Raw genomic sequence first — 25,507 nt, forward strand, 5'->3', positions numbered from 1 at the left:
GTCATCCCTCCGCACCGAAGTAGTGCTTGGCGAGGTCGGGCCGGTGGACGACCCGGCCCCGGGCACGGTCGTTGACGGGGAGGAGCACCTTGTCCAGGGCGATGAGGCCGCAGATCCGCTCCAGCCCCGTGCCGTCGGTGATCGCGGATCCGTCGGCGGTGAACAGGCGAATGGTCACCTCGGCGCCGAAGGCGCTGATCCGGGCCCCGGGTACCTGGAGCGTGCGGATCGCGTAGGCCAGCAGTTCCTCGTCGCCCGCACCGACAACGGACACGGTTGCCGTGTAGTGCTCGCAGTTGACGGCGCCACGGTTGAACAGGCCGCAGTACTGCTTCGCCGGCTCGGTGCCGTCGTGGACCAGGGCGACGCCGTGCGCGCCCGTGGTGAGCACGAGGCAGGATCCGATCCACCAGGCGACCGCCGGGTGGATATCCGTGAGATGCCGGCCGTGGACGCGGTCCTCGGCGAAGACCGTGGACAGATCAACGGGATGGAGCACGACGGTCCTCCAGCAGCGAGCGGATCTCCCCGGCCAGTTCCTCGGGGGTGCGGTTGTCGGTGCCGACCGACACCCCCGTCGGGTCGGTGGCGGCGAAGCGCCGGTAGAGATCCTGGATGTACGGCAGCAGGGCGGGTCTGCGGACAAGGAATCGGTCCGTTGCGGCCCGGGGCGGCCGGCTCTCCATCCGATGCCGGATCTCCTTCTCGGAGGTCTCCAGATAGACCGTCAGATCAGGTGTCGGCAGGTATCCCCTGTACGGACGGAACGCGGCGACGGCGACCTCCAGGTCGAGCTGGTTGACGGCCGCGTGGTTGACAATGACCGAGCCGATCCACCGGTCCGCGACGAGGCTGCCACCGGCCAGACGGCGGCGGGCGAAGTCGGCGGAGTCGAGTGCGCCGGCGAGGTGGAACGCGAATTGGGTCAGCGCCCCACCGTGATCGCTGATGTAGCCGGCGAGATCGGCGAGTGGCCTCGGGACGACGTGCAGGGTGTCGGCGGCCAGTTGATCGGCCAGGAGCCGGGCCAGGGTGGATTTCCCGGAACCGCTGACTCCTTCCAAGACCAGGAAGACGCCGTTGCGGCGGGAGACCGGTGGCCGGTAGCAGGGGTGCGGATCGAAGCTCACAGCGTTCCCTCCGTGAACGCGGCGACGTGCCCGGCCACCGCCGTGGCGATCGTGGTCGGGGCATCGGCCGTGGCGAGCGGGCCGGCGAGGTCGAGGCGGAGGTCGTCGCGGAGCAGGCACGGCTGGAGCCCGCCGGCGTGGTCGAGGCGCAGTGCCCAGAATCCTTCGACGCACCGGGGCCGAAGCGGGCAGCTCCCGCACTGGCCGACGTGGTGGCGGCCGAGTTCCCGGTGGATGACCTCGATCTCCAGGCCGTCGACGGTGAAGACGCGCCGTCCCTGTCCGACGCCCGCGATCTCGACCCGCTCGGTTCCGGTCAGCGTGCGCAGATGGGCGATCAGTCTCTCCGCGGAGATGGCCGCGCTCTGGCGGGATGCGTTGAAGTCGGTGTCGACCAACTCGATGAACTGGATCGGCATCCGGTGTTCCAGGGCGTACTCGAGGATCGAGCGGATCTCGTGCTCGTTCTGTCTCTGAAGCAGAGTGTTCAGCTCGACCCGCTCGAATGCCTCCCGGGCCGCTTCGATCCCGGTGAGCACGGCGGAGACCGGGAGCCGGGTTCCGGCGATCTCCCGGAAGGTCTCGTCGCTGAAGTAGTGCAGCGACACTTTGACCTTGTCGAGGGCGGTCTCCCGCAGCCACGGCACGGCGCGGGGGAGCAGGACGCCGTTCGTGATCAGAGAGAAGCCGACGTCCGGTGCGGCGAATTGCCGCATGCCTTCCAGAACAGGCCGCGCCAGTCTCGACGCCAGGGGCTCGCCGCCGGTGAAGTACACCCGCTTGAGTCCCTGGGCGATCAGCGCGCCGATGATGGTCACGAAGTGCTCGGCACACAGAAGTCGCCGTCGCGGCCGCAGGGTGTGGTCTTCACGTGCGCTGCCGGGCGGGATGTCGCCCTCGTTGTGGCAGAACCAGCAGGCGATGTTGCAGTCGGGGCCGAGCGATACCCGGAGCTGGCCACGCAGCGCGGCGAAGTTCCGCAGCGCGGTCGTGCCGACGCCGGTGAGCGGGGACTGGCAGGGCGAGAGGCCGAGGGGAGTCACCACACGCTCCTGTTCCCGGTGCAGGGGATGTCCGGCCGCGAGACGGGTCGATTCGGCGTGGCCGACGGCCGGGGACGCGGAGTCGCGTCTCGGCCGGGTTCGATGAGCGGCCGAGCCCTGGACACGGGCCCGAGAGCGTTCAAGTCGGTCCAAGAGTGTTCCGGGAACGCGTCCGGGCGGCCGCGGGGCCCGCGGGCCAGGGCGGTGCGCGGTCTGTGTGACGGTCGGTCGGAGCAGCGGGAAGCGGAGTGGTTCGTCGGCATCGGCGGACCTTCGGCAGCAGGAGGTGCGACGGACACCTCCAGTGGACCGCCGGCCCCACGCCGTGATCCGTAGTCGGACTACGACCCGTAGCCCGACTACGGGTCAGATGGTCCGCACGCCGGTGCGGGTGGCGAAGTCCCGCACGCCCGGCAGCTTTTGGTCATGCCGCAGAAGGCGGACGGCGAGGTCGCGGACGGCGCCCCGGCGGATTTCCTGCGGGGCCGCTTCCTCGGCGGCCAGCAGGGCCCGGTAACACGGGCCGGGTTTGCCCCACTGGTCGAACGCGCGAGCCACGTCGATGAAGAAGCGGGCCTGACGCTCGGCGTTCGGCAGCGTGGCCGGATCGATCGTCCTGGCCAGTTCGATCGCCCTGCCGGCATCGCCGAGCTCGTAGTGCACGGACAACTCGTGCAGGGCTACGCACTGGATGCCGTCCACCAGGCCGGAGGACCGGCTCGCTGACGCCGCGCTGTCGGCACCCTCCCTGATGAGGGCGTGGGCGAAAGCCCGGTCACCGGTCTTCGCCGCCGTGTAGGCGGCGGTGGCGTACAGATCGCCGCGCTTGGCCAGGCGGGAGGCTTCCGGTACGGAAGTGTCGGCGAGCAGATCCTCGGCAGCCGCCACCACGATGTCCGTGGCCCTGGCCGGATTGCCCTGGCGGCGCCAGGAGCTGGAGACCATGCGCTGGGCCTCGGCGGTGATCAGCGGGTCACCACCGAGCCGGCCGGCGGTCAGCGCGCGGTCGGCGGTGACGGCCACGAGGTTGTTGTCGCCGGCTTTGATGCACAGCCGCGCCGCGATGTTGTAGAGCTGGGCGACGTTGCGGGCTCGGTCCTCTGCGGTCCCGACGGTGTCGGCGGCTGCGATCCGGCCGGGCAGAGCTCCTGCGAGGGTGTCGTACTCGGCTGCCTTGAACTCCCGGTGGGAGGCCACGAGCGACTCGGCGACGGACGCCGGAGTCGGTTCACGCCGGGAAGCGGGGACCCGCCCTGGCCCGTAAAGCACCAGGTCCTCCAGACCGGCGAGCGGCGATGCCGACTCGGCATGGGCGGTCCGCTGCATGGCGGTGGGGGCAAGGAGGGCGGCGGCCGCCAGGGTCAGGAACGGGCGGCGTCGCACATCGTCCTCCTCGGCACCGGAAGTCGGGGCCAGCGTAGCCGAGCCGATACGCCGTCGCGGTGTTCTCGGCGACCTGTTCGAGGCGGGCTGCGGCAGCGTCAACAGCGTGTCGATCTCCACGCCCAGGGCGCCCGCCAGAAGCCGTAAGAGCTGTACGTCCTTGACCTGCTGGATATCCCGTTCGACCTGCGACATCCATGCCTCACTGCGGTCGAGCTCGGCCGCCAGCCGCAGCTGTGTCCAGCCCCTCTCCGAACGGCGCAGCGAGATGAATCTGCCGAAGGTGATGCTGTCGGTCATCACTCCCCCTGGTGCTCATAGCCGGCACGCCACGGATCGCCAACGTAGCGGCGAGTGAGGTCTCCTCACAGGGCTTCCCGCGGTGGACCGGACCGTATGTACGGGTGCTCCGCCTCGCTTGTCGTATTCGGTCGTATTCGGTCGCGATCGGGCCGCATCGGGTCTCGCCATGGCCGGGGCCGGATGTGGGCCCGCCCCGTCCGGGGTGGAGGCCGGGCGGGGCGGGGGTCTTCAGGAGCGGGACCGTGCGATCAGTACGGCGATCGTCGCGATCCAGGCGGTGGCGCCGAGGACGGCGGCCGCGGTACGCCACATCAGCCGGACCGTCGCTCTATGGTGCGCGGTTCGCCGTGCGGCGGCGACCGCCGTTTGAGGGTCATTTTGGGTGGGGCGTGGGGGTGGTTGCGGATCTCCACCGCGCAGTCGACGGCCGCTGATTCGTCGCGTTCCGGTCCGGTCCTCGTGTAATGCGCGAACCAGGCGACGAGCAGCGCGCACACCGTGCAGCCGGGGGACGGTTCCGGGTGGCGGCGGAGTCCGTGGTCGGTGGCGAGCTCTATTCGACCGGTCACGGCTTCACCACCGTCGGGGCCGGCGGGACGGGCGTGGTGAGGACGCGGATGCGTTCGCGCTCGGTGTCCGTCGGCGAGCGGAGATCCTCGGCATGCGCGGTCCACTCCGTTCCGCCGCACACGGGGCGGAGGAAGATGAGGTCGCCCTCGTGGGCCATCACCCTGCCGGGGCGAGTTGTCGCCATCCGGATGTCGACCATGTACGAGCCGACGGGCGGCATCGTCGCAGGCTGCGGGCTTTCTTGAGCGATGTGTTCGGACACCATCGCTCCTTTCTGTAGCGCTTTCACTACGAGGCGTGGTCAGACTGGCCTAGGCTGAGGCATTGTTCAACTTGCGCCGCCTGCTCGGAGAGGGAGAGGAAGTCCCTTGAATCGCAATGAAGTAGACCCCGACGTGTCGCCTGGGATGGCGTATGGCGCTCGATTGCGCAGGTCGAGAGAGGAGCGGGGATGGACGCAGGAGGAGCTGGGAGCTCGCATGGGCTACTCGGGTACCCACATCTCCGCCGTGGAAAATGGTCGACGTCCCCCAACTCCCCATTTCTCGGCAATGGCCGACAAGGTTCTGGGGACCGGAGGCGAGTTCGAGCGCGAGGGGCGATCGCTCAGGACTCCTGCGGTGCTGGAGGGCTTCCCGGAGTACGTGGCACAGGAGATGCAGGCCGCTGAGGTCAGAGTGTTCGAGCTGGGCATCATCCCGGGAGTGCTCCAGACCCCTGAGTACGCCGCAGCGATCGCCGCCGGTGCGGTGGACCGAGGGACTATCACCGAGGAGCAGGCGCAGAGCAGGCTTTCTCTCGTTGCTCGCCGCCAGGATGCTCTGAACCGAAGTCCGGCGCCGTCGATCTTTGTTGTGCTTGACGAGAGCTGCATTCGGCGGCCAGTCGGGGGTCCCTCATTGATGCGCGCCCAGCTCGGACGGCTCATTGAGTTCGCTGGCCAAGCCAATACCGTGCTTCAGGTCGCACCGTATGAGTTGGGGGCACGTAGGGCCTTCGATCTGCCGCTCTACATACTGACGATGAGGGATCGGTCGCACATGTCGTACGCGGAGTCCGCGCAGCGCGGACACCTTGAGCGAGAGACAGCCTCAGTGGTTCCACTGCTGACGGCCTACCATCACCTAGCGGCCGAATCGCTCTCACAGGCGGCGTCCGTGGCCATGATCCAAGAGGCACGAAAGGGCATGTCGTGACGACCGAATCTCCCCGTTGGTTCAAGTCCTCGTACAGCAGCAACGGCGGCGCCTGCGTTGAGGTAGCCACGAACCTCGTCGCCGCGCGTGGCGTCGTTCCCGTCCGTGACTCGAAGGATGTCGCCGGGCCTGTTCTGGGCGTCTCCGTACCCGCGTTCGCGGCGTTCGTGTCGGGGGTCAAAGGCGGCGAGTTCGACCTCGTCTGATATGTGCTGAAACGACGTAAAGCCCCGCCCTGCCCGCCAGTTCGGGATCAAGGCGGGGCTTCGTCATGCGGTCTGCTTGAGGGCGCCGCCACGGCGTGCCGTGCGCGAAGGCCCCCTTCGACTCTTCGTACGAAAGGGCCCCGTATGCCGTCCCGCGGCGCCCGCCGCCTCAGGCAGGTGGATCAGGAGGAGTGGACCACGCCGTCATCGGGGCGGAGGGAGTCCAGGGCGGTGAGTTCATCCTCGGACAGACGCAGAGAGCCGGCTGCCACGTTCTGGGCGAGGTGGTCGAGGTCGCCGGTGCCGGGAATGGCCAGGACGTGCGGGCCTCGGTGCAGCGTCCACGCCAGCCGGACCTGGGCGGTGCTCACTCCGCGGGCGCGGGCGAGGGCGTGCACCGTACCGCTGTCGTCGGCGGGTGCGCCGGCGGTTCGTCCGGCGCCGGCGATCGAGTAGAACGGCACGAACGCGATGCCTTGTTCACCGCAGAGGCGCAGAAGTTCCTCCTGCTCGGGCGAGGCGCCGATGCCGTACATGTTCTGGACGCAGACCACCGGTGCGATGGCCTGCGCCTCGACCAGGTGGTGGGGGCGGATGTTGGACAGGCCCAGGTGGCGGATGAGTCCGGCGTCGCGCAGTTCGGCGAGCGCGCCGAAGCGGTCGGCGAGGGAATCGGTGCCGACGATGCGCAGGTTGACCACGTCGAGGTGGTCGCGGCCGAGCTGCCGCAGGTTCTCCTCGACCTGGCCGCGCAGTTGCCCCGGGGTGGCGTGCGGCAGCCAGGCGCCTGAGGGATCGCGGCCGGGTCCGACCTTGGTGACGATGACGAGATCGTCCGGGTAGGGCGCGAGGGCACGGTTGATCAGCTCGTTGGCGCAGCGCAGCGGTGAGAAGTAGAACGCGGCGGTGTCGATGTGGTTCACGCCGAGCTTGATCGCACGGCGCAGCACCTTGATCGCCTGGTCGCGGTCGCGCGGGACGGCGTCGGGCGCGAGCGCCTCGCCGTGTTGAGCGAGGCGCATCGTGCCGAAGCCGATCCGGTGGACCGTGCGGTCGCCGAGCTTCCAAGTGCCCGATGCCGCCGCGGTGATCGTCTGTGAGGTCATGGCGGGATGATCGGCGCACGATAACCTGGCGAGCCATTGATTAACACATGCGTGAATCCATTGAGGGGCTGTTGTGCTGGCACAGCTGGCGTTCTCGGCGAACGACCTCGCGCAGGTGCGGTTCGCCATCTCGCCGATGTGGGAGGTCGCGCCCAGCTTCCGGCTGCTGACATCGACCACCGCGCATCCGGTCCACGGGGCCTGGGTCGAGCAAGTGCGGCCCCGCGTGCTGGCCGCTGGGCTGGACCGGGGATGGCTTGCCGAGTTGACCGGCTTCGCCGGCTACGTGCCCGACTTCCTCACCCCTGCCCCCACCCAACCGGCCCCCACAGCGGCGGCGGAGTGGGATGTGATCGTGGCCTCGCCCGCCGACCGGGTACGCCAGGACCTCGACCACCTCGCACGCCACCAGGGACATCTCGGCCCACGGCTGTCGAGCCTTCGTGCCGATCCACCCTCCCGGCTGGCCAAGGTCACACAAGAGATCGCAACCTACTGGGAGTTGGCGCTCGCCCCCTACTGGGCGCGGATCAGGGCCGTACTGGAAGCCGACGTCTTCCACCGGGCCCGCACCGTCGCCGAACACGGCGCGGGCCACCTCTTCGACGACCTGCACGCCTCGGTGAGCTGGGGCGACAACACGCTCAGACTGGCCCGCCGGAAACACGACATGCCCCGCCACTCCGCAGGCGCGGGACTGCTGCTGATCCCGTCCGCGTTCACCGGCCCCGGGCTGCGCACCCGGATGAGACCGCCGGACCCACCGCAACTCGCCTATCCGGCACGTGGCATCGGCACACTCTGGGAGAAACGGCCCGCCACGGAAACCCGCGCCCTCGCCGCCGTCCTCGGCCGTTCACGGACCCTCCTGCTGACCGAGCTGGAGTCCCCGGCCTCCACCACCGAACTGGCCGACCGCACCGGACTCTCCCCGGCCGGGGTATCCCAATACCTCACCGCGCTGCGCGATGCGGGTCTGGTCAGTGCGCACCGCGCCGGCCGTTCCGTCCTCTATGCCCGCACCGCCGCCGCCGATACGCTCCTCGAAGTCTCCTCTGCTTGAGGCTCCGGACGGTCAACCCCTGAAGAACCGCCGGAGCCGACCACCAAGGCGCCAAGAAAGGGGTATCTCGTGACGACCGACATCCCTCGCTGGTTCACGTCTTCCTATAGCGGCAACGGTGGCACCTGCGTCGAGGTCGCCATCAACCTTGTCGCCTCGCGTGGCACCGTCCCGGTTCGTGACTCGAAGGTTCCGGCCGGGCCCGTTCTGGTCGTGGCCGCTGCCGCGTTCGCTGCGTTCGTCGACTCGGTGAAGGACGACACCTTCGGTGCCTGAGGTGCCGAGAAGGGAGCATCCCGTGACGACTGAATTCCCTCGCTGGTTCACGTCCTCCTACAGCAGCAACGGTGGTGCTTGCGTCGAGGTCGCCACCAATCTCGTCGCCTCGCGTGGCACCGTCCCGGTTCGTGACTCGAAGGTTCCGGCCGGGCCCGCCCTGGCCGTGGCCGCTACCGCGTTCGCTGCGTTCATCGACTCGGTGAAGGACGACACCTTCGGTGCCTGAGGTGCCGAGATAGGGAGCATCTCGTGATGACCGATATCCCGCAGTGGTTCACGTCCTCTTACAGCTCCAACGGCGGCAACTGTGTCGAGGTCGCCACCAACCTTGTCGCCTCGCGTGGCACCGTCCCGGTTCGTGACTCCAAGGTTCCCGCCGGGCCCGCCCTGGCCGTGGCCGCTGCCGCGTTCGCCGTGTTCATCGACTCGGTGAAGGACGACACCTTCGGCGCCTGAGGCGCCAAGAAGGGAGCATCCCGTGATGACTGAATCCCCTCGCTGGTTCACGTCCTCCTACAGCGGCCACGGCGGTTCCTGTGTCGAGGTCGCCACCAACCTCGCCATCACTCACGGCACCATCCCCGTCCGCGACTCCAAGGTCCCTGCCGGCCCCGAACTCCGCCTCTCCGCCTACGCCTTCACCGCCTTCGTGGCGGGCGTCAAGAGCGACGAGTTCGACCTCGTCTGACGCCCGCACCGCACCGCACCACCTGCCTCCCGCGCGCGGTCTACCCCGCCCGCCGCTCGTGCCGCGCGCGGGCCAGGTGGTGGGCCGTGCGCAGGAGGTCGCGGGTCACCGTCTCCGTGCGCGCGCCCGGGTTCACCACAGCCAGCCACCCCATTCCGCCGTAGACCGGGTGCGTGATCACGGCATCGACGGCGCTCGGGTCGCCGGGTGCGTCGGCGGTCCACTCGGTGAAGGCTGCCTTCCCGGCGGCCATGTTCACGCGGAAGAAGCCCGGCCGGTCCAAGCGCGAGGATGCGTCGCCGGGGTAGTCCTTCGTCACCACCGTCGCGAACGGCTGGGCCGTCGTCGGGACGGTGCAGTCCGGGGCGTAATAGAAGAACGTGTCGCCCCAGCTGATCTCCGGCGTGCCGTCGCCGGGTGCGGGGCTGAGGGGCAGGACGCCGTCGAGGGCGCCCACGAAGTCCAGGATCTCGTCGAGGGTCATGTGCTCTAGCGTGACCTTGAAGTGCTTGTGGAGACTTCGAGGCCATGGTGGAGGGGTGCGGAGATGGAAAGTCTCAAATCTGCCGGTCTGCGGCCCGCCGACATCGCGCGCCGCGCCGGGTACTCCGTGCAGCAGGTACGCAACCTCGAACGCGACGGGGTGCTGCCCCCGGCGGCGCGTACGGCCACCGGCTATCGCGTCTACGGCGAGACGCATCTGCACTCCGCGCTGGCCTACCGGGCCCTCGCCGCCGGGGTGGGGCCGGTCGAGGCCAAGAAGATCGTGCGGGCCTTCCACGACGGCCCTCTCGCACGGGCGCTCGCCCTGCTCGATGCCGCGCACGCCCGGCTCGCCGCCGAGCGCGAGGAACTGCGGCAGGCCCGGGAGGCCGCCGACGCGATCGCGGGGGAGTCGATCGGCGAGGTGCGCGCGTCGGACGCGATGAGCGTGTCCGAGCTGGCCGGCGCGCTCGGGGTGCGCCCGTCGACGTTGCGGCACTGGCACGCGGAAGGGCTCGTCGTACCGGACCGCGACCCCGCCACCAGCCCCGCCTCTGCCCCCGGCCCCGATCCCACCCTCACCTCCGACCCCGTGCACGGCACGCGCGGTGGGCACGGAGCCCGCCGGTACACGCCCGCCCAGGTGCGGGACGCGCGGATCGTGCACCAACTGCGCCGGGCCGGCTATCGCATCGCCCAACTCAAATCTCTCGTACCGGAGTTGCGGAGCGCGCGCCGGTCGGCGGATGTCGCCGCCGGGCTGGCCGCCAGGGATGCAGGCATCACGGCCCGTTCCCGCGCCCTGCTCGACGGCGCCGCCGCGCTCAACACCGTGCTCTCCCTCTCCGGCGCGTCCACCGGCGCATGAGCGAACCCCGCCCCGCTCCCGATCGTGTCGGGTGCGGGACGGGGCTTGTCGCCGATACGGTTAGTTCAGGCCGGAGTTGATCGCGCCGACCAGTTCGCCGTTCGTCGTGTCGCCGCTGAACTCCCAGAAGAACGCGCCGCCCAGGCCCTGGCTCTTGGCCCAGCTCATCTTCGAGCCGACCGTGGCGGGGGTGTCGTAACTCCACCAGTTGGTGCCGCACTTGGCGTACGCCGTGCCGGCGATCGTGCCGGTCGACGGGCAGGAGGTCTTGAGGACCTTGTAGTCCTCGATCCCCTGCTCGTACGTGCCCTGCGCCGGGCCGGTGGCAGTGCCGCCGGGGGCGTCCTGGGTGACGCCGGTCCAGCCCCGGCCGTAGAAGCCGATGCCGAGCAGCAGCTTGTTCGCCGGGACGCCCTGCGCCTTGAACTTGGCGATCGCCTCGGCCGAGTTGAAGCCCTGCTGCGGGATGCCGGAGTACGAGGTGAGCGGGGAGTGCGGGGCGGTCGGGCCCTTGGCGTCCCACGCGCCGAAGAAGTCGTACGTCATCACGTTGAACCAGTTCATGTACTGCGCGGCGCCCGCGTAGTCGGTGGCGTCGATCTTGCCGCCGGTGGAGGCGTCGGCGGTGACGGCCGCGGTGACGAGGTTGTTCGCGCCGAACTTGGCGCGCATGGCCTGCATCATGTTCTTGAACGCGGCCGGGCCGCTGGTGTCACAGCTCAGACCGCAGGCGTTGGGGTACTCCCAGTCCAGGTCGATGCCGTCGAAGACGTCGGCCCAGCGCGGGTCCTTCACCAGGTCGTAGCAGGACTGCGCGAACGCGGCCGGGTTCTGCACCGCCTGGCCGAAGCCGCCGGACCAGGTCCAGCCGCCGAACGACCAGATGACCTTGATGTTCGGGTACAGCTTCTTCAGCTTGCGCAGCTGGTTGAAGTTGCCGCGCAGCGGCTGGTCCCATGTGTCGGCGACGCCGTCCACGGCCTGGTCGGCGGTGTACGCCTTGTCGTAGTCGGCGTACGAGTCGCCGATCGTGCACTTGCCGCCGGTGACGTTGCCGAAGGCGTAGTTGATGTGCGTGATCTTGGCGGCGGAGCCCGACGTCACGATGTTCTTGACGTGGTAATTCCGGCCGTAGACACCCCAGTTGGTGAAGTAGCCCATCTTCACCGCGGAGCCGGGCTGTGGGGTGCCCCCGCCGCCGTCGCCGCCACCGGTGGTGCGCACGGACACCGCGCCGCTGGCCGGGCCGGTCTGGTCGGCGGTGTCGCGGGCGACGACCGTGTACGAGTAGTCGGTGCCGGCGGTCAGACCCGTGTCGGTGTACGTGAGGCCGGTCGTGGTGGTGACCTTGGTGCCGCCGCGCAGGACGTCGTAGTTCTTGACGCCCTTGTCGTCGGTGGCGGCGGTCCAGGTGAGCTTCACCGAGGTGTCGGTGACGGCGGACGCGACCGGGGTGCCGGGTGCGGAGGGCGCGGCGTCGCCGGGCTGGCCGCCGCCGGAGCCGTCACAGGACGCTCCGTTGATCTTGCAGCCGGTGGGGGCGCCGGTGCCGGAGCCGTTGTAGCCGAAGGTGATGCTGGCACCCGGGGCGAGGGAGCCGTTCCAGCCGAGGTTCTTGGCCGTCCAGTGGTTGCCCGAGCCGGTGACGGTGGCGTCCCAGGCGGAGGTGACGGCGGTGCCGGCCGGGTAGTCCCATTCGACGGTCCACGAACTGATGGCGGTGGTACCGGTGTTCTTCACCGTCCACTTGCCCTCGAAGCCGGTGCCCCAGTCCTGGGGCTTGCTGTACGTGGCGGTGGCGGAGTCGGCGGCCTGGGCCGGGGCCGCGGCGGCGGAGGCGAGCCCGGTCAGTGCGGCCAGCGGCAGGACGAGGGCGGTCAGGCCGGCGGCGGCCCGGCTCCTGAACCCTGTTCTGCGCGGGGGTGCTTGAGTGCTCAACGGTGCTCCTCAAGTAGCGGACGGTCACGGTGGGGGTGGTCCGGAGTAGCGCGCGCCCCGTGAGCGTAGGAAGGTCTGTACCAATCGTCAAGAGGTCCAGACCAACCTTGGAATGTCTCCTCTCAGATACCCAACTCCCTTGCCAAAACCGCAGCTTGAACCCTTGAGCGCAGCTCCAGCTTGCCCAGCACCTTCGATACATGGGTCTTCACCGTCGCCTCCGCCATCCCCAGACGACCGGCGATCTCCGCGTTCGACAGACCCGCGCCGAGCGCCGAGAGGACCTCCCGCTCCCGGGGCGTCAGCGTGTCGATCGCCGCCGGGTCCGGCCCGGATCCGGCGCCCCGCCACGACCCCTGGCCCCACCCGGATCCCGCGCCCCCTGAGCCCAGTCCCGGGCCCCGGCCAGTCGCCGCGAACTCGGCGATCAGCCGCCGCGTCACCGCCGGAGCGATCAGCCCCTCCCCGCCCGCGACCGTCCGGACCGCCGCGATCAGCTCCGTCGCCTCCGCGTTCTTCAGCAGAAAGCCCGCCGCGCCCGCGCGCAGCGCCCCGAAAACGTACTCGTCGAGGTCGAAGGTGGTGAGGACGAGCACGTCCGCCAGTTCCTCCGCCACCACCCGGCGGGTCGCGGACACCCCGTCGAGCTTCGGCATCTGGACGTCCATGAGCACCAGATCCGGCCGCAGTTCGCGGGCCAGTTCCACCGCCCGCTCGCCGTCCGCCGCCTCGCCGACCACCTCGATGTCGGGCGCGCTGCCCAGGATGAGGACGAGCCCGGCCCGTACCGCGCTCTGGTCCTCGGCCACCACGACCCGGATCGCGCGGCTCACCCGGGCCGGTCCGTCGGCCTCGCCTGCCTTGTCGGCCCCGTCCACCCCGTTCACGCCGTCCGGTTCACTCGCTCCGCTCACTCCGCCCGTCATGACTCCGCCGTCCTCTCCTCCGCGGGCAGCACCGCCCGCACCCGCCACACCTTCGCCCGGCCCTTCGGGTCGTCCGCCGCCGGGGACGCCACCGGGGACACCTCCGGGTCCCCCTCGGTGACCGGACCCGCCTCGAACTCCCCGCCCAGCAGCGCCACCCGCTCCCGCATCCCGACCAGCCCGGCCCCCGAACCCGGCGCCCGAGGGCCCGGCCGCTCCCCGTAGGGGCTCCCGTACGGGCTGGTCACCCGTACCGTCAGGGTCTGCGGGTCACGCGCCAGGACCACCGCGACCGGGCCCGCCGGGGCGTGCTTGAGCGCGTTCGTCAGCGACTCCTGCACGATCCGGTACGCGGCCAGCTCCACCGGCGCGGGCAGCTTCTCCTCCGTCCTCGCCCGTACGGCGTCCAGGGTGAACGTCAGCCCGCTCGACGCCCCGTTCACCCGGGCCTGCTCGACCAGCGCGGCCAGGCCCGCCAGGCGCGGCGCGGCGGCCGGCTCGTTCTCCGTACCGCCGCGCTCGCGCAGCAGCCCGATCAGCCGGCGCATCTCCTCCAGGCCCGCCACGCTGTTCTCCCGGATCACGGTCAGCGCCTGCCGGGTGGTGGCGGCGTCGTCGAGGGAGAGCGCGGCCGTGGAGTGGATCGCGATCGCCGACAGGTGGTTGGCGACCATGTCGTGCAACTCCCGCGCCATCCTGGTGCGTTCGGCGGTCACCGCCTGCACCCGGTCCATCTCGGCGAGCAGCGCCGTCTGTTCGGCCCGCAGCCGGGCGGCCTCCGCCGCGTCCCGGTGGTTGCGCACGATCGCGCCCGTGAGCGCGGGCAGGAACGAGACCATCGCCGTGAGGACGCCGACGAGGAGCGCGTACGCGTTCTGCCACCAGACCAGCAGCACCACCGTGACCGTGACGGCGACCAGACCGGTGGTGTACGGGATGCGGCGGGCGGAGGCGGGCGTGCCGTACAGCACCGCCGCGTACACCACGTCCGTGAACATCAGCACCGTGGCGAGGTTGCCTCCCGTGCACTGGTCCGCCGCGATGGCCAGGGTGCCGGTGATCAGCGCCGTACGCGGTGCCGTCCGGCGCAGCGCCTCCATCGCCGCCATCACCACGAGCGGGATCAGCGGGGCCCAGCGCTGCTCGAAGAGCCGGCCGCCGTTCATGTAGAGGTGGAGGGACCACAGGAGCAGACCGCAGGACAGGCCGGCGGCGGCGATCAGCAGATCGTGGTGATGAGGGCGAGGGAGGGGACGAGGGAGGGGGCAGGGGAGAGAACGGAGGCCGAGACGGGGGAGGGGGTGGGGGCGGGGGAAGGGCACGGCACCATCCAACACGCCGTACCGAGCCCCGGGCGTCCTCGGCAGGGCCGAGCCTCGGCCCCGCGTGCCTCCGTCGAAGGATGTAGGGCCGGTTCGTCACCGGCGACGACGCGCGGGCGCCGGCCGGACGGAAGTCTGGAGGTGTACCGGAAGGGAGCCCGTAGAGGGAGCCCTTACGGGGAGCCCGTGTAGGGAGCCCCTGACCGCGAGCCCCGTGCAGGGAGCAGCGAGAGGAAAGAGAGTGCCGTGATCGTCGCGCTGATCGTGACCTGTGAGGTCGGCTTCTGGGTCCTGCTGGCGGCCGGACTCGCCACCCGCTATCTGCTCCGGATGCCCCGCACGGGTCTCGCGCTGCTGTGCGCCGAACCGCTCCTTGAGGTCGTGCTCCTCGTGGTCACCGCAATCGACCTGAGGAACGGCGCCGAGCCGAGCACCGCGCACGGTCTGGCCGCCCTCTACATCGGCTACACCGTCGGCCACGGCCACACCACGGTGAAGTGGCTCGACGGGCACGCCGCCCACCGCCTCGCGGGCGGTCCGCCGCCGGTCAAGCCGCCGAAGTACGGCATGGCGCGCGCCCGGTACGAAGGCCGGCTCTGGCTCGGCACGCTGGTCGCCGCCGCCGTCGCGACCGGCCTGCTGCTCCTGGCCATGGGGTACGTCGGCCGCTCCGGCGACACCGGAACGCTCAGGGGCTGGATCCTCGTGGCCTGGCGGGCGGCGGGCATCCACGGGCTGATCGCCCTGGCGTACTTCATCTGGCCGAAGAAGGACCCGGCGAAGGGGCAGGGGCCGAGCAAGGGACAGGGGCCCGCGAAGGCCAAGGACCAAGGGCAGGGCGCGGGCCCGGAGACGAGCCCGGAAACGGGCCTGGAGACGAAGGACCCGGCGGAGAGGATCCCCGCCGGGAACGGCTTCCTTCGGCGGACCCGTAAGCCCGAGGGCTCAGCGCTCCCCGCCCGGGACCCACAGGACGTCCCCGACGGACTTGTTCGCCATCCGGGCCAGGATGAACAGCAGGTCTGACAGCCGGTTGAGATACGTCGCGGTCAGCGGGTTCATCGTCTCCCCGTGGACCTCGAACGCCGCCCAGGTGGAGCGCTCCGCCCGCCGGACCACTGTGCACGCCTGGTGCAGCAGCGCCGCACCGGGCGTGCCGCCGGGCAGGATGAAGGACCGCAGCTTGTCGAGCTGCTCCAGGAAGCGGTCGCAGTCCGCCTCAAGGCGGTCGATGTAGGCCTGCTCGACGCGCAGCGGCGGGTACTTCGGGTCCTCGACGACCGGGGTCGAGAGGTCGGCGCCCACGTCGAACAGGTCGTTCTGCACCCGGCCGAGGACCGCCGCGACCTCCTCGTCGAGCTGTCCGAGCGCGAGGGCCGTGCCGATGACGGCGTTGGCCTCGTTGGCGTCGGCGTAGGCCGAGATCCGCAGATCGGTCTTGGCGGTGCGGCTCATGTCGCCGAGGGCGGTGGTGCCCTGGTCGCCGGTACGGGTGTAGATGCGCGTCAGATTGACCATGACACCAGCGTAGTCAGCCGCCCCCCGGCCGTCCGCCAGGCGAACGTGAGCAGTCCGTCGTCCGTCGTCCGTCGCCCGACCGTCAGCCGTTCGACTTGCGGAACGTCCTCGCGCCGACCACGGTGGCGACCACCGTGAGGGCGACGGCGGCCAGCACCCCGTACAGCATCGTGGAGGTCGCGTACTGCCCCACGTACGCGTCCCGCACCGCGTCCACCAGGTACCGGAACGGCATGAAGTGGGAAAGCGTGTCCAGCCAGCCCGGGGCCAGGGCCATCGGCAGCATCAGGCCGGACAGCAGCATCGACGGCATCGCGAGCGTGTTGATCGCCGGGCCGAACTCCTGCGGGCTGCGCAGGTTCAGCGCCAGCGCGTACGACAGCGAGGCGAGCGCGAAGGTCAGCAGGGCGACGAAGCCGAAGCCGATCAGGACGCCGGCGAGCGGCGCGCGCAGACCCATGAGCAGGGCGGCCAGGACCAGCAGCACCGACTGGAAGATGAAGAGCACGGTGTCCCGCAGGGTGCGGCCGAGCAGCAGGGCGAGCCGGCTGACGGGGGTCACCCGCAGACGTTCGAGGACGCCCCAGTTCTTCTCCATGATCACGGCGAAGCCCGCGAACGAGGCGCCGAAGAGGCCGAGTTGGAGCAGCAGCCCGGGGACCAGGATCTGCCAGGAGTCGCCCTCACGGCCGAGCGGCAGCTCGGTCAGCAGAGGGCCGAAGAGGAAGAGGTAGAGCAGCGGCATCAGGGCGCCGAAGAAGATCTGGAACGGGGAGCGAAGGGTCTGACGGACGTAACGCCCGAAGAGGACCGCGGTGTCGTGCCACATGGAAGGGCTCCTGGACGGAGGGTCGCTGGACGGAGGGTCGGCTGGACGGTCGACTGGACAAGGGGCTGGACAAGGGGCTGATGGGGAGGGGTCGTTGGGCGCCTAGACGGCGAGCGGGGTCTGGTCGGCGGGGGCCGGGGCGCGACCGGTGATGGCGAGGAACGCGTCCTGGAGGGTGTCGGCGCCATGGGCCGCCTTGAGCGCCGCCGGGGTGCCCTCGGCCACGACCACGCCCCCGTCGACGACCACGAGCCGGTCGGCGAGCGCGTCGGCCTCGTCGAGGTAGTGGGTGGTCAGGACGACGGCGGTGCCGTAGTCGTCGCGCAGCCGCCGGACCAGGTCCCACAGGGCGGTCCGGCTGCCCGGGTCGAGTCCGGTGGTCGGCTCGTCGAGGAAGAGCAGCGCGGGGCGGTGGACGAGCCCGAGGGCGAGGTCGAGCCGGCGGCGCTGGCCGCCGGAGAGGGCCGGGGTCGGGCGGTCGAGCAGATCGGTGAGGTCGAGGGCCTGGGCGAGCTCGGCGGCGCGTTCGGCGGACTCGGCGCGCGTGAGCCCGTACAGCCGCCCCTGGATGAGGAGTTCGGAGCGGACGGTCTCCTGCGGGTCGACGCCGCCGGACTGGGCGACGTAGCCGATCGCCCGGCGTACGGAGACGGGATCGCGGAGCAGGTCGTGGCCCGCGATGGTCGCGGCGCCGCCGGTGGGCGGGAGCAGGGTGCTGAGCATGCGCAGGGTCGTGGTCTTGCCTGCGCCGTTGGGTCCGAGCAGGCCGACGATCTCGCCCGGCCGGACGGTCAGGTCGATCCCGCGGACCGCCTCGACCGTGCCCTGCCGGGTGCGGAAGGTCCGGGACAGCCCGGACGCGCTGATGATGGGCATGGGACTACAAAAACAGAGTCACTGAAATTTTGCAACGTCCCCAAAATTTCAGGACGCCTAGGATGGCGGCATGGCTGAAGGGCTCAGGGAACGCAAGAAGCGGCAGACGAAGCAGCTGATCTCGGACATGGCGACCGGGCTCTTTCTGGAGCGCGGCTTCACGTCGGTCACGGTGGCGGAGATCGCGGAGGCCGCAGACGTCTCGGTCAACACCGTCTACAACTACTTCCCGGCCAAAGAGGACATGTTCCTCGACCGCATGGAGGGGGTCGTCCAGCGGCTGGCCCGCATGATCCGCGGCCGGGACGCGGGCGAGTCCGCCGCGCGCGCCGTGCTGCGCGAGATCCGGGGGCATGTCGGCGCGGTCTCGCCCGCGTACGGGCTGATGGCGGGCTTCGCCGACTTCGTCCGGGTCATCGAGGACGCCCCCACCCTCAAGGCCCGGCTCTACCGCGTACAGCAGGAGGTCCGGCAGGTCACCGTCGACGCGCTGCGCGAGGAGGCGGGGGCGGCGGCCGGGGACCCGATGCCGTTCCTGGTGGGCGGTCAGATCTGCTGGATCCAGGAGACGGTCGTGGAGTTCATCACCGCCGAGATGCTCGCCGGGCGCCATCCGCACGAGGTGTCCCGCGAGGTCCTCGGGCTGCTCGACGAGATCGAGGAGCTGCTCGGCGACGCGGTGCTGGACTACGCGGTGCGGGTGGGCTGAGCGGCCCGCGCGGCTCGCCTGGCTCGTGCGGCCCGCGCGGCCGGCATGGTCCGCGCGGCTCGTGTGGCCCGCCTGGCTCGTGCGTAGGGGCGTGACCGTGTGGGTGGACCGGGCGGCCTGTGGCGCCGTACGGGTGGGCTGAGCGACCCTCACCGGCCGGTCGGCCGGGGGCGTGCGGGCCGGGTGCGGTGGGCCGTACGGCCCGGGGGAGGGGTGCCGTGAGTGTGACGTCCACCGGACGCGGCGTGACATGCCTTACTTCGCGGCCCCAGGCCGCCCGACGCCCGCTAATCTCCGCCGGAGAGCCAAAAGTGAACAGTCGTGATGGACGACTCGGGCGATGAGGGGTGGAAGAACGTGGCCAGGAAGCTCGCGGTCATCGGTGCCGGACTGATGGGGTCCGGTATCGCGCAGGTCTCGGCGCAGGCCGGCTGGGACGTCGTTCTGCGCGACGTGACCGACGCCGCCCTGACCCGGGGCACCGACGCGATCGGCGCGTCGTACGAGCGGTTCGTCGCCAAGGGCCGGATGACGGCCGAGGACGCCGAGGCGGCGCTGGGCCGGATCACGGCCACGACCGACCTCGAAGCGGTCGCCGACGCCGACATCGTCGTCGAGGCCGTCTTCGAGAAGCTGGAGGTCAAGCACGAGATCTTCCGCTCCCTCGACAAGATCGCGAAGGACGGTGCGGTCCTCGCCTCCAACACCTCCGCCATCCCGATCACCAAGATCGCCTCGGTGACGGAGCGTCCGGAGGCCGTCGTCGGCACCCACTTCTTCTCGCCGGTCCCGATGATGCAGCTCTGCGAGCTCGTCCGCGGCTACAAGACCAGCGACGAAACCCTCGCCTTCGCGCGGGAGTTCGCCGAGTCGGTCGGCAAGACCTGCATCGTCGTCAACCGTGACGTGGCCGGCTTCGTGACCACCCGGCTGATCTCGGCGCTCGTCGTCGAGGCCGCCAAGCTGTACGAGTCGGGCGTCGCCACCGCCGAGGACATCGACATCGCCTGCAAGCTCGGCTTCGGGCACGCGATGGGTCCGCTCGCCACGACCGACCTCACGGGTGTCGACATCCTGGTCAACGCGACGAACAACATCTACACCGAGTCCCAGGACGAGAAGTTCGCGCCGCCGGAGCTGATGCGCCGGATGGTGGACGCGGGTGACATCGGCCGCAAGAGCGGGCAGGGCTTCTACACGTACTGACCCGCGCGGGTACGCACGGACACGTACGGGCAACTACGCACGCGGACCGACGCCGAGCGCCGGTCCGGGGACCCCGTCACCAGGGCCCGGACCCGGGCCGGGGCGGCGAACCGATTCCGCACAGGGATCCGGCCGCCCCGGCAGCATCGCCCCCTGGGGTGAAATTCGATATCGGTTCGCTTACAGAGCGCAACGCTTCCGCCGGGACGGCAGTCAAGGGTTGCGTAGACGGGCATACGACGGAGCACTCCGGGGAGCGCATATGCACATCAGGGGCGACCATGCCGAACTGGTCGTCGGGGGCCGCCTCGACGTCCGAAGTGCGGCGGACGCCCGAACGGTCCTGCACTCGGCGGTCGACGACGGTGTCGGCGACCTCGTGCTCGACCTGACCGGCCTCGACTCCTGGGACGCGACCGGGCTCGGCGTCATCATGGGCGCCCACCGCAGGGCCGGCCGTTGTGGCCGCCGGCTGGTGCTGCGCGGAGTACCGCCCCAGATGCAGCGTCTGCTCGTCGCCACCCGGCTGCACCGCATCCTCGCGATCGAGGGCGGACTCGCCGCCGAGTCGCTGCCGAGGGTCTGACGGGCCGTAGGGGATCGGACGTACGGGATCGGACGTGCGGGACCGGCCGTAGGGGGCCGGACGTACGGGATCAGCCGTAGGGGATCGACCGTAAGGGTTCGGTCGTACGGGACCGGTCGTACGGGACCGGTCGTACGGGACCGGTCGTACGGGACTGGCCGTACGGGTTCGACTTCACCGGACCGGGCGGGCGGACCGGCCCTACGGGATCGGCCGTACGGGATCCGGCGTACAGGGCCGGCTTTCCGGGAGGGATCCCGCGGGATCCGGGTGCGTGACCTGCCGGACAGGGCTGTACGGACGGGACTGTACGGACAGGGCCGGGCGGGACGGGGCCGGGCGTGGGTACCGGTCGGCGTACGAGTTCTGGCATATGCCTCGTCACATTGTCCCCGGCACAGCGGATATGGTCTTCAGTGCACCGGCATATGCCGTACGACGGCACCTTTCGCTCGGGGATCCCTTGTCACAGGCGTGACACGCGCGTGTGAAGTCACTGTGTGAACCAGGCGTCACGCTCAATCCTCACAAGACCGTGACGTCTTGGTCTCCGTGGCACCCCGGCTGTTCCGGCGGCCCTGGCGACCGTCTAGGGTCGGCTCGCCTGTACATCGTCCGCCGCTTGGGAGCTTGCACCATGGACCCGATCAACCGGGGGCCCGAGGAGAACGGTCGCGACACCGAGGGAGCGGATGCCCGCCCCGGGCACACCGCGCCCACGCCCACGCCCGCGCCCGCGCCGACCGGCCCCGCCCGGGTGCGCACCGCCCGTCTCGTCTCCGGCGGCCTGCTGCTCACCCTCAACCCCCTCGACGGCGGCGAGATCGAGATCTGCCCGCCCGGCGCCCTCCCGGCCGAGCCCCGCCGCCGCACCGACCGCGAGCGCGCCGAGGCCGCCCGCGCCGCCGCCCCGCCCGTACCGCCGGGGCCCGCCGTGCCCGCCCTCCCGCTCACCGGGCGCGAGGAGCAGCGCGAGCAGCTCGTCCAGCACCTCACTCGCGGCCGTTCCGCCCGCCTCAGCGGCCCCGCCGGCTCCGGCCGCACCGCCCTGCTCGACGCCGTGGCCGCCGACTGCGCCGGGGTCGCCCCCGACGGCGTGGTCCGGCTGACCGGCCGTCATCGCACCGTCGCCGACCTGCTGTACGACCTCTTCTACGCCGTCCAGTACGCCCCCGGCTTCCGGCCCGACCGCGAGGAACTCCACCGCGAGGTGAGCGGCATAGGCGCCATCGTCCTCGTCGACGACCTCGAATTCGGCGGCGCCGCCCTCGACGAACTGCTCGCGGCCACCCCCGACTGCGCCTTCCTCTTCTCCGCCGGGACCGACACCCCGGCGCCCTCGCCCGAGGCCGCCCTCGAAGAGCTCGAACTGACCGGTCTCGACCGGGCCGGTGCCGTCGCCCTCCTGACGGCCGCGGCCGGCCGGCCGCTCACCGAGGACGAGACCGCGTGGGCCGGCGACCTGTGGTTCGAGTCCCAGGGGCTGCCGATCCGCTTCGTCCAGGCCGGCGCCCTGCTGCGGCAGCGCGACCGGCTGCGTGCCGCCACGCCCGCCGAGTTCGACGCCTTCGGCGCGCTGGAGGAGGCCTTCGGCCCGTCCGGTCCGTCGGGCGGGTCCGGTGCGGCGGGCGGGTCCGCCGTCCGGACCGGTGCGGACGCCGCCGGTGAGGCCGACGGAACCGGCGAGTCCGGCGAGTCCGGGGCCGGGCCGCGTGACGTTCCCGTGCCGAGCCTCGGCCAGGGTGCCGCGCCCGCTGTGCTGCTCGCCTCCCGGCTCAGCCGCTCTGCCCAGGAGACGCTGCGGTTCGCCGTCGCCCTCGGCGGCGAGGTCCCGCACCAGGCGCACCTGCCCGCCCTCGTCGGCGACACCCACGCCGACGCCGCCATCGGCGAACTCCTCTCCTGCGGCCTGCTCTCCCCGGTCGGCCCCCGCTACCGGCTCGCCGCCGGGGTCCTCACCCAGCTCGTCGCCGAGGAGTACGAGCCCGACCCGGCGGCCCGCGCGCACACCGCCGCCCTGCACTACGCCTGGTGGGCCGGACACCCCTCCGTCACCTCCGAGCGCGCCTGCGCCGAGGCCGACGCGCAGCTCGCCGCCCTCACCGCGCTCGCGGCGGCCGACGACCCCGAACAGCGCGCCGCGGCCATGCCGCTGGCCCGCGCGGCCGGCCCCGCCTTCGCCGCCGGACTGCACTGGTCCGCCTGGGAACGCGCCCTGCGGGCCGGCCTCGAGGCCGCCCGGCGAGCCGGAGAGGTCGCCGAAGAGGCGTACTTCCACCACGAGTTGGGCGTCCTCGCACTGTGCCGGGGCAGTCTCCAGCGGGCCCGCGCCGAACTGGAGGCGTCCATCGGGATGCGCGGCGCCGTCGCCGACAAGAGCGGCACCGTCGCCGGGCGCCGTGCCCTCGCCCTCGTCGCCGACCTCACCGGCGAGTCCGCCCTGACGGCGGACGCCACGCCCGCCCCGGTGAGTGCCACGGCCGAGACGGCCATGCTGCCGAAGACCGGGCCGGGCGGCCCGGGTGGACCGGGCGGGCCCGCCACGGCGGCCACCGCACCGCTCCCGAAGCGTGGAGTGGCGAGCGCTACGGCCGCGACCGCCGCGCTGCCGAAGACCGGCCCGGTGGGTGCCACGGCCGTGACCGCGGCTCTCCCGGCGACCGCCGCCGGATCCGCGACGGCGGCGACCGCCGCCCTGCCGCAGACCGGACCGGCCGGTCTTGCGGGACCGTCGGGACCGGCGGGACTGGTCGGACCGCCGACGGCGGTGACCGAAGCGCTGCCGACGCCCGGGACCGTGAACCCCGCGGCCGAGACCGCCATGCTTCCGAAGACCGGGGCCGGGGCTTCCGGAGCCGCGGGGGCTGCCGGGGCTGCCAGGACTGCCGGTTCCGCCGGGCCGGTCACGGGCCCGACCGCGGCGATCCCGGCCAAGTCCGCCTTCCCCGACCTGGCGCCGCCGACCCCGGCGAAGCCGATGCCCCCGGTGGCCTCGAAGGCGTCGCTCGACGCGTTCGCGGCCTTCCCGGCCGATACCGCGCCCACCGCGTCCACGGCGGCCACCGCCGTGACGGGCCGCCTCCAGGCCCCGGGACGGCCCGCCGGGCAGGGGGCGGGGCAGCCGCCCGCCCCGGGCCTGAAGGGCGTCCTCAGCCGGGGCAGCGGCCGGCACAGTCTGCGTGGGGGCCTCCTCTCGGGTGCCCGCCGCAATGTGTTCGCCATCGGCGCGGGCGTTCTGCTCGCCGCCGTCCTCGGCACCGTGGTCACCCTCGGGGCCACCTCCGGCAACGGCGGCGGCCCCGCCACCGGCGACCAGGTCACCTCCGACAGCTCCCCGAGCCGGGACAGCACGCGGGACGACACCGGCGGCGAGGCCGACGAGCCCACCCAGGACGCGGCCACCGACAACCCGGTCGGCGGGTCCGTACCCCAGGACCCCACCGCCACGACGGCCCCGAGCGCCACCGCCTCGACCGCCACGACCGAGCCGTCCGCCACCCCGTCCGCGACCGAGACCGTCGAACCGGCCCCCACGGAGACCACGGACGACCCGCTCCCCACCAAGAGCCCGACGGGGACCCCGCAGCCCACCGCGCCGACGCACACCGACCCCCCGACGGACCCGACGGATCCGCCGGTCACGACGGTCCCGACCACGCCGCCGACCACCCCGGACGAGCCCAACGGTTCCGCCTCCGCCTCGCGCGGCGAGGACACTCCGCCGGCGGCGGCCCCGACGGCCTGATCCGGGCTGTCTGATCCGGACTGCCGCGCGGGTTCGTGCCCGCGCGGCGGTCCGGCGACACGGCCCCCTCCCCGAGGCTTCGCCCGGGGAGGGGGCCGTGTCCTGTGCTCGCGCCTTCTCGCGCAGGGCAGAGGGAGGCGCCTACGCGGCCCGGCCACCGGCCCGGTGGCCCGGAAGCCGTGCCGCGTGCCGCGTCTGCGTGCCGTGCCGCGTGCCGCGTCTGCGTGCCGTGCCGCGTGCCGCGTCTGCGTGCCGTGCCGCGTGCCGCGTCTGCGTATCCCGGTGCGCGAACTCAGGCCGGGACTCAGACTGCGGGCATGGACGAAGAGACCGGGCCCACGGCCGTCACGCCGGCAATACGGTCGAGTCAGCTCCTCGGACATCCCCCCGATGCCCGACTGCTGATCGTCAACTGCGACGACTTCGGGATGTACCCGGCGATCGACGCCGCGGTCATCGAGTCGATCGAAGAGGGAATCGCCGGCTCGTGCAGTCTGATGGTCCTGCCTCCCTCGGCGAGGCAGGCCATGAACGCGCTCGTCCGACGGCCGTGGATCCCGTTCGGGGTCCACCTCACGCTCGTGTCCGACTTCCCCGGCCTGCCCTGGGGACCGCTGACCGCCCGGGAAAGAGTTCCCTCACTGCTCGACCCCGAGGGCGCGTTGTTCCCACCGACACCCGCCGGACGGGCGGCTCTGCTCGAACAGGCTCGGCCCGACGAGGTGGAACGCGAATTCCGTGCCCAGATCGATGTCGTCGCCGAGGCCGGGCTCGCGCCGACCCATCTGGACTTCCATTGCCTGGCCGACGGCGGCCGTGACGACCTCCTCGACCTGGCGGTCGGGCCGGCCGCCGAGTACGGCCTCGCGGTCCGGATCTGGCTCGAACCCGCGCGCGGGGCGGCGCGGCAACGCGGACTGCCGGTCGTCGACAACGACTTCCTGGACAGCTTTTCCCTCGACACCGAGGGAAAAGCGGCCCGGTACGCGCAGCTGCTGCACGATCTGCCCGCCGGACTCAACGAATGGGCGGTGCATCCCGGCCTGGGCGACGGCGTCGCGAGCGCTCGACGGCCGCTGGCTCGTGCGCCGGACGGACTACGAATTCCTGACCTCGCCGCAGGCCAGTGAAGCTCTCCGGCAGGAGGACATACGCGTGATCGACTACCGGACGATCCAGCACGCCTGGTCCCAGGGCACCCACATGCGATGAGCGATCCGGCCCGCCGTCCTCCGGGCAGCGGGCCGCTTCCCCCGTTCGGGCTCGGGCTCGGGCTTGGGCTCGGGTGCCGGTGCGGCGGTCCGGCGCCGACTGTCCGGGGCCCGGATGCCCTCCCTGAGGCCGTCCCGTAGGGGGCGGGCGCGCCCCCGTTCCCTCCCCTTACGGGGCGGTCCCCTACGGCCCTGCCCGTAGGGGACCGACCCGCCCTCCCGACACGTCACAGGGGCCCTCGTGCGATTCCTCGCACCAGAGCCCCTGGTAGCCGGCCGGCCCGGTCGGTCCGGTCGTCCGGTCGGTCCGTACGCGCGGGGCG

General features: G+C 71.6%; 27 protein-coding genes and 1 pseudogene. 14 read left to right on the top strand and 14 right to left on the bottom strand.

The window, feature by feature from the left end:
- Position 1: 1 nt before the first annotated feature.
- The 6 genes from ABZ990_RS13450 to ABZ990_RS13475 all read right to left on the bottom strand — a co-directional run bounded on the left by ABZ990_RS13450 (position 2) and on the right by ABZ990_RS13475 (position 4,694).
- A complete protein-coding gene (locus tag ABZ990_RS13450; RefSeq protein WP_361230017.1) occupies positions 2–499 on the bottom strand; it encodes a hypothetical protein in 498 nt (165 codons plus the stop codon).
- Entirely contained in the window at positions 483–1,130 is a 648-nt protein-coding gene (locus tag ABZ990_RS13455) for a hypothetical protein (RefSeq protein ID WP_361230020.1), read from the bottom strand. Before ABZ990_RS13455 ends, ABZ990_RS13450 begins: the two co-directional genes overlap by 17 nt.
- Positions 1,127–2,173, bottom strand: coding sequence for a radical SAM protein (locus ABZ990_RS13460; RefSeq protein ID WP_361230022.1), 1,047 nt, complete (start codon positions 2,171–2,173; stop codon positions 1,127–1,129). Before ABZ990_RS13460 ends, ABZ990_RS13455 begins: the two co-directional genes overlap by 4 nt.
- A gap of 366 nt (positions 2,174–2,539) precedes the next feature.
- Entirely contained in the window at positions 2,540–3,856 is a 1,317-nt protein-coding gene (locus ABZ990_RS13465; protein ID WP_361230025.1) for a helix-turn-helix domain-containing protein, read from the bottom strand.
- A 314-nt stretch (positions 3,857–4,170) separates the two neighbouring features.
- Entirely contained in the window at positions 4,171–4,428 is a 258-nt protein-coding gene (locus ABZ990_RS13470; RefSeq protein ID WP_361230028.1) for a hypothetical protein, read from the bottom strand.
- Entirely contained in the window at positions 4,425–4,694 is a 270-nt protein-coding gene (locus ABZ990_RS13475) for a hypothetical protein (RefSeq protein ID WP_361230030.1), read from the bottom strand. Before ABZ990_RS13475 ends, ABZ990_RS13470 begins: the two co-directional genes overlap by 4 nt.
- Before the next feature lie 103 nt (positions 4,695–4,797).
- On the opposite strand from ABZ990_RS13475, the gene ABZ990_RS13480 reads away from it, so the two are divergent.
- Both ABZ990_RS13480 and ABZ990_RS13485 read left to right on the top strand, forming a co-directional pair.
- Entirely contained in the window at positions 4,798–5,625 is an 828-nt protein-coding gene (locus ABZ990_RS13480; RefSeq protein WP_361230033.1) for a helix-turn-helix transcriptional regulator, read from the top strand.
- Positions 5,622–5,831: a DUF397 domain-containing protein gene (locus tag ABZ990_RS13485; protein WP_361230036.1), complete on the top strand. Its 210-nt coding sequence runs from the start codon at positions 5,622–5,624 to the stop codon at positions 5,829–5,831. Before ABZ990_RS13480 ends, ABZ990_RS13485 begins: the two co-directional genes overlap by 4 nt.
- Positions 5,832–6,013: 182 nt before the next feature.
- Here ABZ990_RS13485 and ABZ990_RS13490 read toward each other — a convergent pair whose 3' ends face one another.
- Positions 6,014–6,937: an oxidoreductase gene (locus ABZ990_RS13490; RefSeq protein ID WP_361230039.1), complete on the bottom strand. Its 924-nt coding sequence runs from the start codon at positions 6,935–6,937 to the stop codon at positions 6,014–6,016.
- A 73-nt stretch (positions 6,938–7,010) separates the two neighbouring features.
- Here ABZ990_RS13490 and ABZ990_RS13495 point away from each other — a divergent pair, with 73 nt between their 5' ends.
- The 5 genes from ABZ990_RS13495 to ABZ990_RS13515 all read left to right on the top strand — a co-directional run bounded on the left by ABZ990_RS13495 (position 7,011) and on the right by ABZ990_RS13515 (position 8,967).
- Positions 7,011–8,000: a winged helix-turn-helix domain-containing protein gene (locus ABZ990_RS13495; RefSeq protein ID WP_361230042.1), complete on the top strand. Its 990-nt coding sequence runs from the start codon at positions 7,011–7,013 to the stop codon at positions 7,998–8,000.
- A 69-nt stretch (positions 8,001–8,069) separates the two neighbouring features.
- A complete protein-coding gene (locus ABZ990_RS13500; RefSeq protein WP_361230045.1) occupies positions 8,070–8,276 on the top strand; it encodes a DUF397 domain-containing protein in 207 nt (68 codons plus the stop codon).
- Positions 8,277–8,298: 22 nt separating this feature from the next.
- Positions 8,299–8,505, top strand: coding sequence for a DUF397 domain-containing protein (locus ABZ990_RS13505; RefSeq protein WP_361230048.1), 207 nt, complete (start codon positions 8,299–8,301; stop codon positions 8,503–8,505).
- Between the two features lie 23 nt (positions 8,506–8,528).
- Positions 8,529–8,735, top strand: a complete 207-nt coding sequence (locus ABZ990_RS13510; protein ID WP_361230051.1) for a DUF397 domain-containing protein — start codon at positions 8,529–8,531, stop codon at positions 8,733–8,735.
- 22 nt (positions 8,736–8,757) lie between these two features.
- A complete protein-coding gene (locus ABZ990_RS13515; RefSeq protein WP_361230054.1) occupies positions 8,758–8,967 on the top strand; it encodes a DUF397 domain-containing protein in 210 nt (69 codons plus the stop codon).
- Positions 8,968–9,007: 40 nt separating this feature from the next.
- Here ABZ990_RS13515 and ABZ990_RS13520 read toward each other — a convergent pair whose 3' ends face one another.
- Positions 9,008–9,451 (bottom strand): DUF6194 family protein, encoded by a 444-nt coding sequence (locus ABZ990_RS13520; protein ID WP_361230057.1) that lies wholly within the window; start codon positions 9,449–9,451, stop codon positions 9,008–9,010.
- A 63-nt stretch (positions 9,452–9,514) separates the two neighbouring features.
- Here ABZ990_RS13520 and ABZ990_RS13525 point away from each other — a divergent pair, with 63 nt between their 5' ends.
- Complete coding sequence (locus tag ABZ990_RS13525; protein ID WP_361230060.1) at positions 9,515–10,318, top strand: MerR family transcriptional regulator; 804 nt, start codon at positions 9,515–9,517, stop codon at positions 10,316–10,318.
- 60 nt (positions 10,319–10,378) lie between these two features.
- Here ABZ990_RS13525 and ABZ990_RS13530 read toward each other — a convergent pair whose 3' ends face one another.
- From ABZ990_RS13530 to ABZ990_RS13540, 3 genes are all read right to left on the bottom strand, one after another.
- Positions 10,379–12,256, bottom strand: a complete 1,878-nt coding sequence (locus tag ABZ990_RS13530) for a glycoside hydrolase family 18 chitinase (RefSeq protein WP_361230063.1) — start codon at positions 12,254–12,256, stop codon at positions 10,379–10,381.
- A gap of 122 nt (positions 12,257–12,378) precedes the next feature.
- Complete coding sequence (locus tag ABZ990_RS13535; RefSeq protein WP_361230066.1) at positions 12,379–13,182, bottom strand: response regulator transcription factor; 804 nt, start codon at positions 13,180–13,182, stop codon at positions 12,379–12,381.
- Positions 13,179–14,408 (bottom strand): histidine kinase, encoded by a 1,230-nt coding sequence (locus ABZ990_RS13540; protein ID WP_361230186.1) that lies wholly within the window; start codon positions 14,406–14,408, stop codon positions 13,179–13,181. Before ABZ990_RS13540 ends, ABZ990_RS13535 begins: the two co-directional genes overlap by 4 nt.
- Before the next feature lie 342 nt (positions 14,409–14,750).
- Here ABZ990_RS13540 and ABZ990_RS13545 point away from each other — a divergent pair.
- A pseudogene (locus ABZ990_RS13545) lies at positions 14,751–15,284 on the top strand (hypothetical protein); the annotation flags it as partial.
- 165 nt (positions 15,285–15,449) lie between these two features.
- Here the strand turns inward: ABZ990_RS13545 and ABZ990_RS13550 are convergent.
- The 3 genes from ABZ990_RS13550 to ABZ990_RS13560 form a co-directional block, all read right to left on the bottom strand.
- Positions 15,450–16,022, bottom strand: a complete 573-nt coding sequence (locus ABZ990_RS13550) for a cob(I)yrinic acid a,c-diamide adenosyltransferase (RefSeq protein ID WP_361230068.1) — start codon at positions 16,020–16,022, stop codon at positions 15,450–15,452.
- A gap of 82 nt (positions 16,023–16,104) precedes the next feature.
- Positions 16,105–16,851: an ABC transporter permease gene (locus ABZ990_RS13555; protein WP_361230071.1), complete on the bottom strand. Its 747-nt coding sequence runs from the start codon at positions 16,849–16,851 to the stop codon at positions 16,105–16,107.
- A gap of 102 nt (positions 16,852–16,953) precedes the next feature.
- Positions 16,954–17,727, bottom strand: a complete 774-nt coding sequence (locus ABZ990_RS13560) for an ATP-binding cassette domain-containing protein (RefSeq protein ID WP_361230074.1) — start codon at positions 17,725–17,727, stop codon at positions 16,954–16,956.
- Between the two features lie 70 nt (positions 17,728–17,797).
- Here ABZ990_RS13560 and ABZ990_RS13565 point away from each other — a divergent pair, with 70 nt between their 5' ends.
- The 5 genes from ABZ990_RS13565 (at position 17,798) to ABZ990_RS13585 (ending at position 25,103) form a co-directional block, all read left to right on the top strand.
- A complete protein-coding gene (locus tag ABZ990_RS13565; RefSeq protein WP_361230077.1) occupies positions 17,798–18,436 on the top strand; it encodes a TetR/AcrR family transcriptional regulator in 639 nt (212 codons plus the stop codon).
- A gap of 357 nt (positions 18,437–18,793) precedes the next feature.
- Entirely contained in the window at positions 18,794–19,642 is an 849-nt protein-coding gene (locus ABZ990_RS13570; RefSeq protein ID WP_361230078.1) for a 3-hydroxyacyl-CoA dehydrogenase family protein, read from the top strand.
- A gap of 262 nt (positions 19,643–19,904) precedes the next feature.
- Entirely contained in the window at positions 19,905–20,228 is a 324-nt protein-coding gene (locus ABZ990_RS13575) for an STAS domain-containing protein (RefSeq protein WP_019889522.1), read from the top strand.
- Positions 20,229–20,865: 637 nt separating this feature from the next.
- Positions 20,866–23,973, top strand: a complete 3,108-nt coding sequence (locus ABZ990_RS13580) for an ATP-binding protein (RefSeq protein WP_361230081.1) — start codon at positions 20,866–20,868, stop codon at positions 23,971–23,973.
- Positions 23,974–24,290: 317 nt separating this feature from the next.
- Positions 24,291–25,103 carry a ChbG/HpnK family deacetylase gene (locus ABZ990_RS13585; RefSeq protein ID WP_361230084.1) on the top strand — a complete coding sequence of 271 codons (813 nt, stop codon included), beginning with the start codon at positions 24,291–24,293 and terminating at the stop codon, positions 25,101–25,103.
- Positions 25,104–25,507: the final 404 nt, after the last annotated feature.

The organism is Streptomyces sp. NPDC046203, from assembly GCF_040646255.1.
In the GTDB taxonomy this organism is placed as follows: domain Bacteria; phylum Actinomycetota; class Actinomycetes; order Streptomycetales; family Streptomycetaceae; genus Streptomyces.

Bases quoted from the DNA above. Each gene is read 5' to 3' on its own strand.
- ABZ990_RS13465 (WP_361230025.1), bottom strand. From the start codon at position 3,856: ATGACCGACAGCATCACCTTCGGCAGATTCATCTCGCTGCGCCGTTCG.
- ABZ990_RS13475 (WP_361230030.1), bottom strand. From the start codon at position 4,694: ATGGTGTCCGAACACATCGCTCAAGAAAGCCCGCAGCCTGCGACGATG.
- ABZ990_RS13490 (WP_361230039.1), bottom strand. From the start codon at position 6,937: ATGACCTCACAGACGATCACCGCGGCGGCATCGGGCACTTGGAAGCTC.
- ABZ990_RS13520 (WP_361230057.1), bottom strand. From the start codon at position 9,451: ATGACCCTCGACGAGATCCTGGACTTCGTGGGCGCCCTCGACGGCGTC.
- ABZ990_RS13525 (WP_361230060.1), top strand. From the start codon at position 9,515: ATGGAAAGTCTCAAATCTGCCGGTCTGCGGCCCGCCGACATCGCGCGC.
- ABZ990_RS13535 (WP_361230066.1), bottom strand. From the start codon at position 13,182: ATGACGGGCGGAGTGAGCGGAGCGAGTGAACCGGACGGCGTGAACGGG.
- ABZ990_RS13550 (WP_361230068.1), bottom strand. From the start codon at position 16,022: ATGGTCAATCTGACGCGCATCTACACCCGTACCGGCGACCAGGGCACC.
- ABZ990_RS13555 (WP_361230071.1), bottom strand. From the start codon at position 16,851: ATGTGGCACGACACCGCGGTCCTCTTCGGGCGTTACGTCCGTCAGACC.
- ABZ990_RS13560 (WP_361230074.1), bottom strand. From the start codon at position 17,727: ATGCCCATCATCAGCGCGTCCGGGCTGTCCCGGACCTTCCGCACCCGG.
- ABZ990_RS13565 (WP_361230077.1), top strand. From the start codon at position 17,798: ATGGCTGAAGGGCTCAGGGAACGCAAGAAGCGGCAGACGAAGCAGCTG.
- ABZ990_RS13575 (WP_019889522.1), top strand. From the start codon at position 19,905: ATGCACATCAGGGGCGACCATGCCGAACTGGTCGTCGGGGGCCGCCTC.
- ABZ990_RS13580 (WP_361230081.1), top strand. From the start codon at position 20,866: ATGGACCCGATCAACCGGGGGCCCGAGGAGAACGGTCGCGACACCGAG.
- ABZ990_RS13585 (WP_361230084.1), top strand. From the start codon at position 24,291: ATGGACGAAGAGACCGGGCCCACGGCCGTCACGCCGGCAATACGGTCG.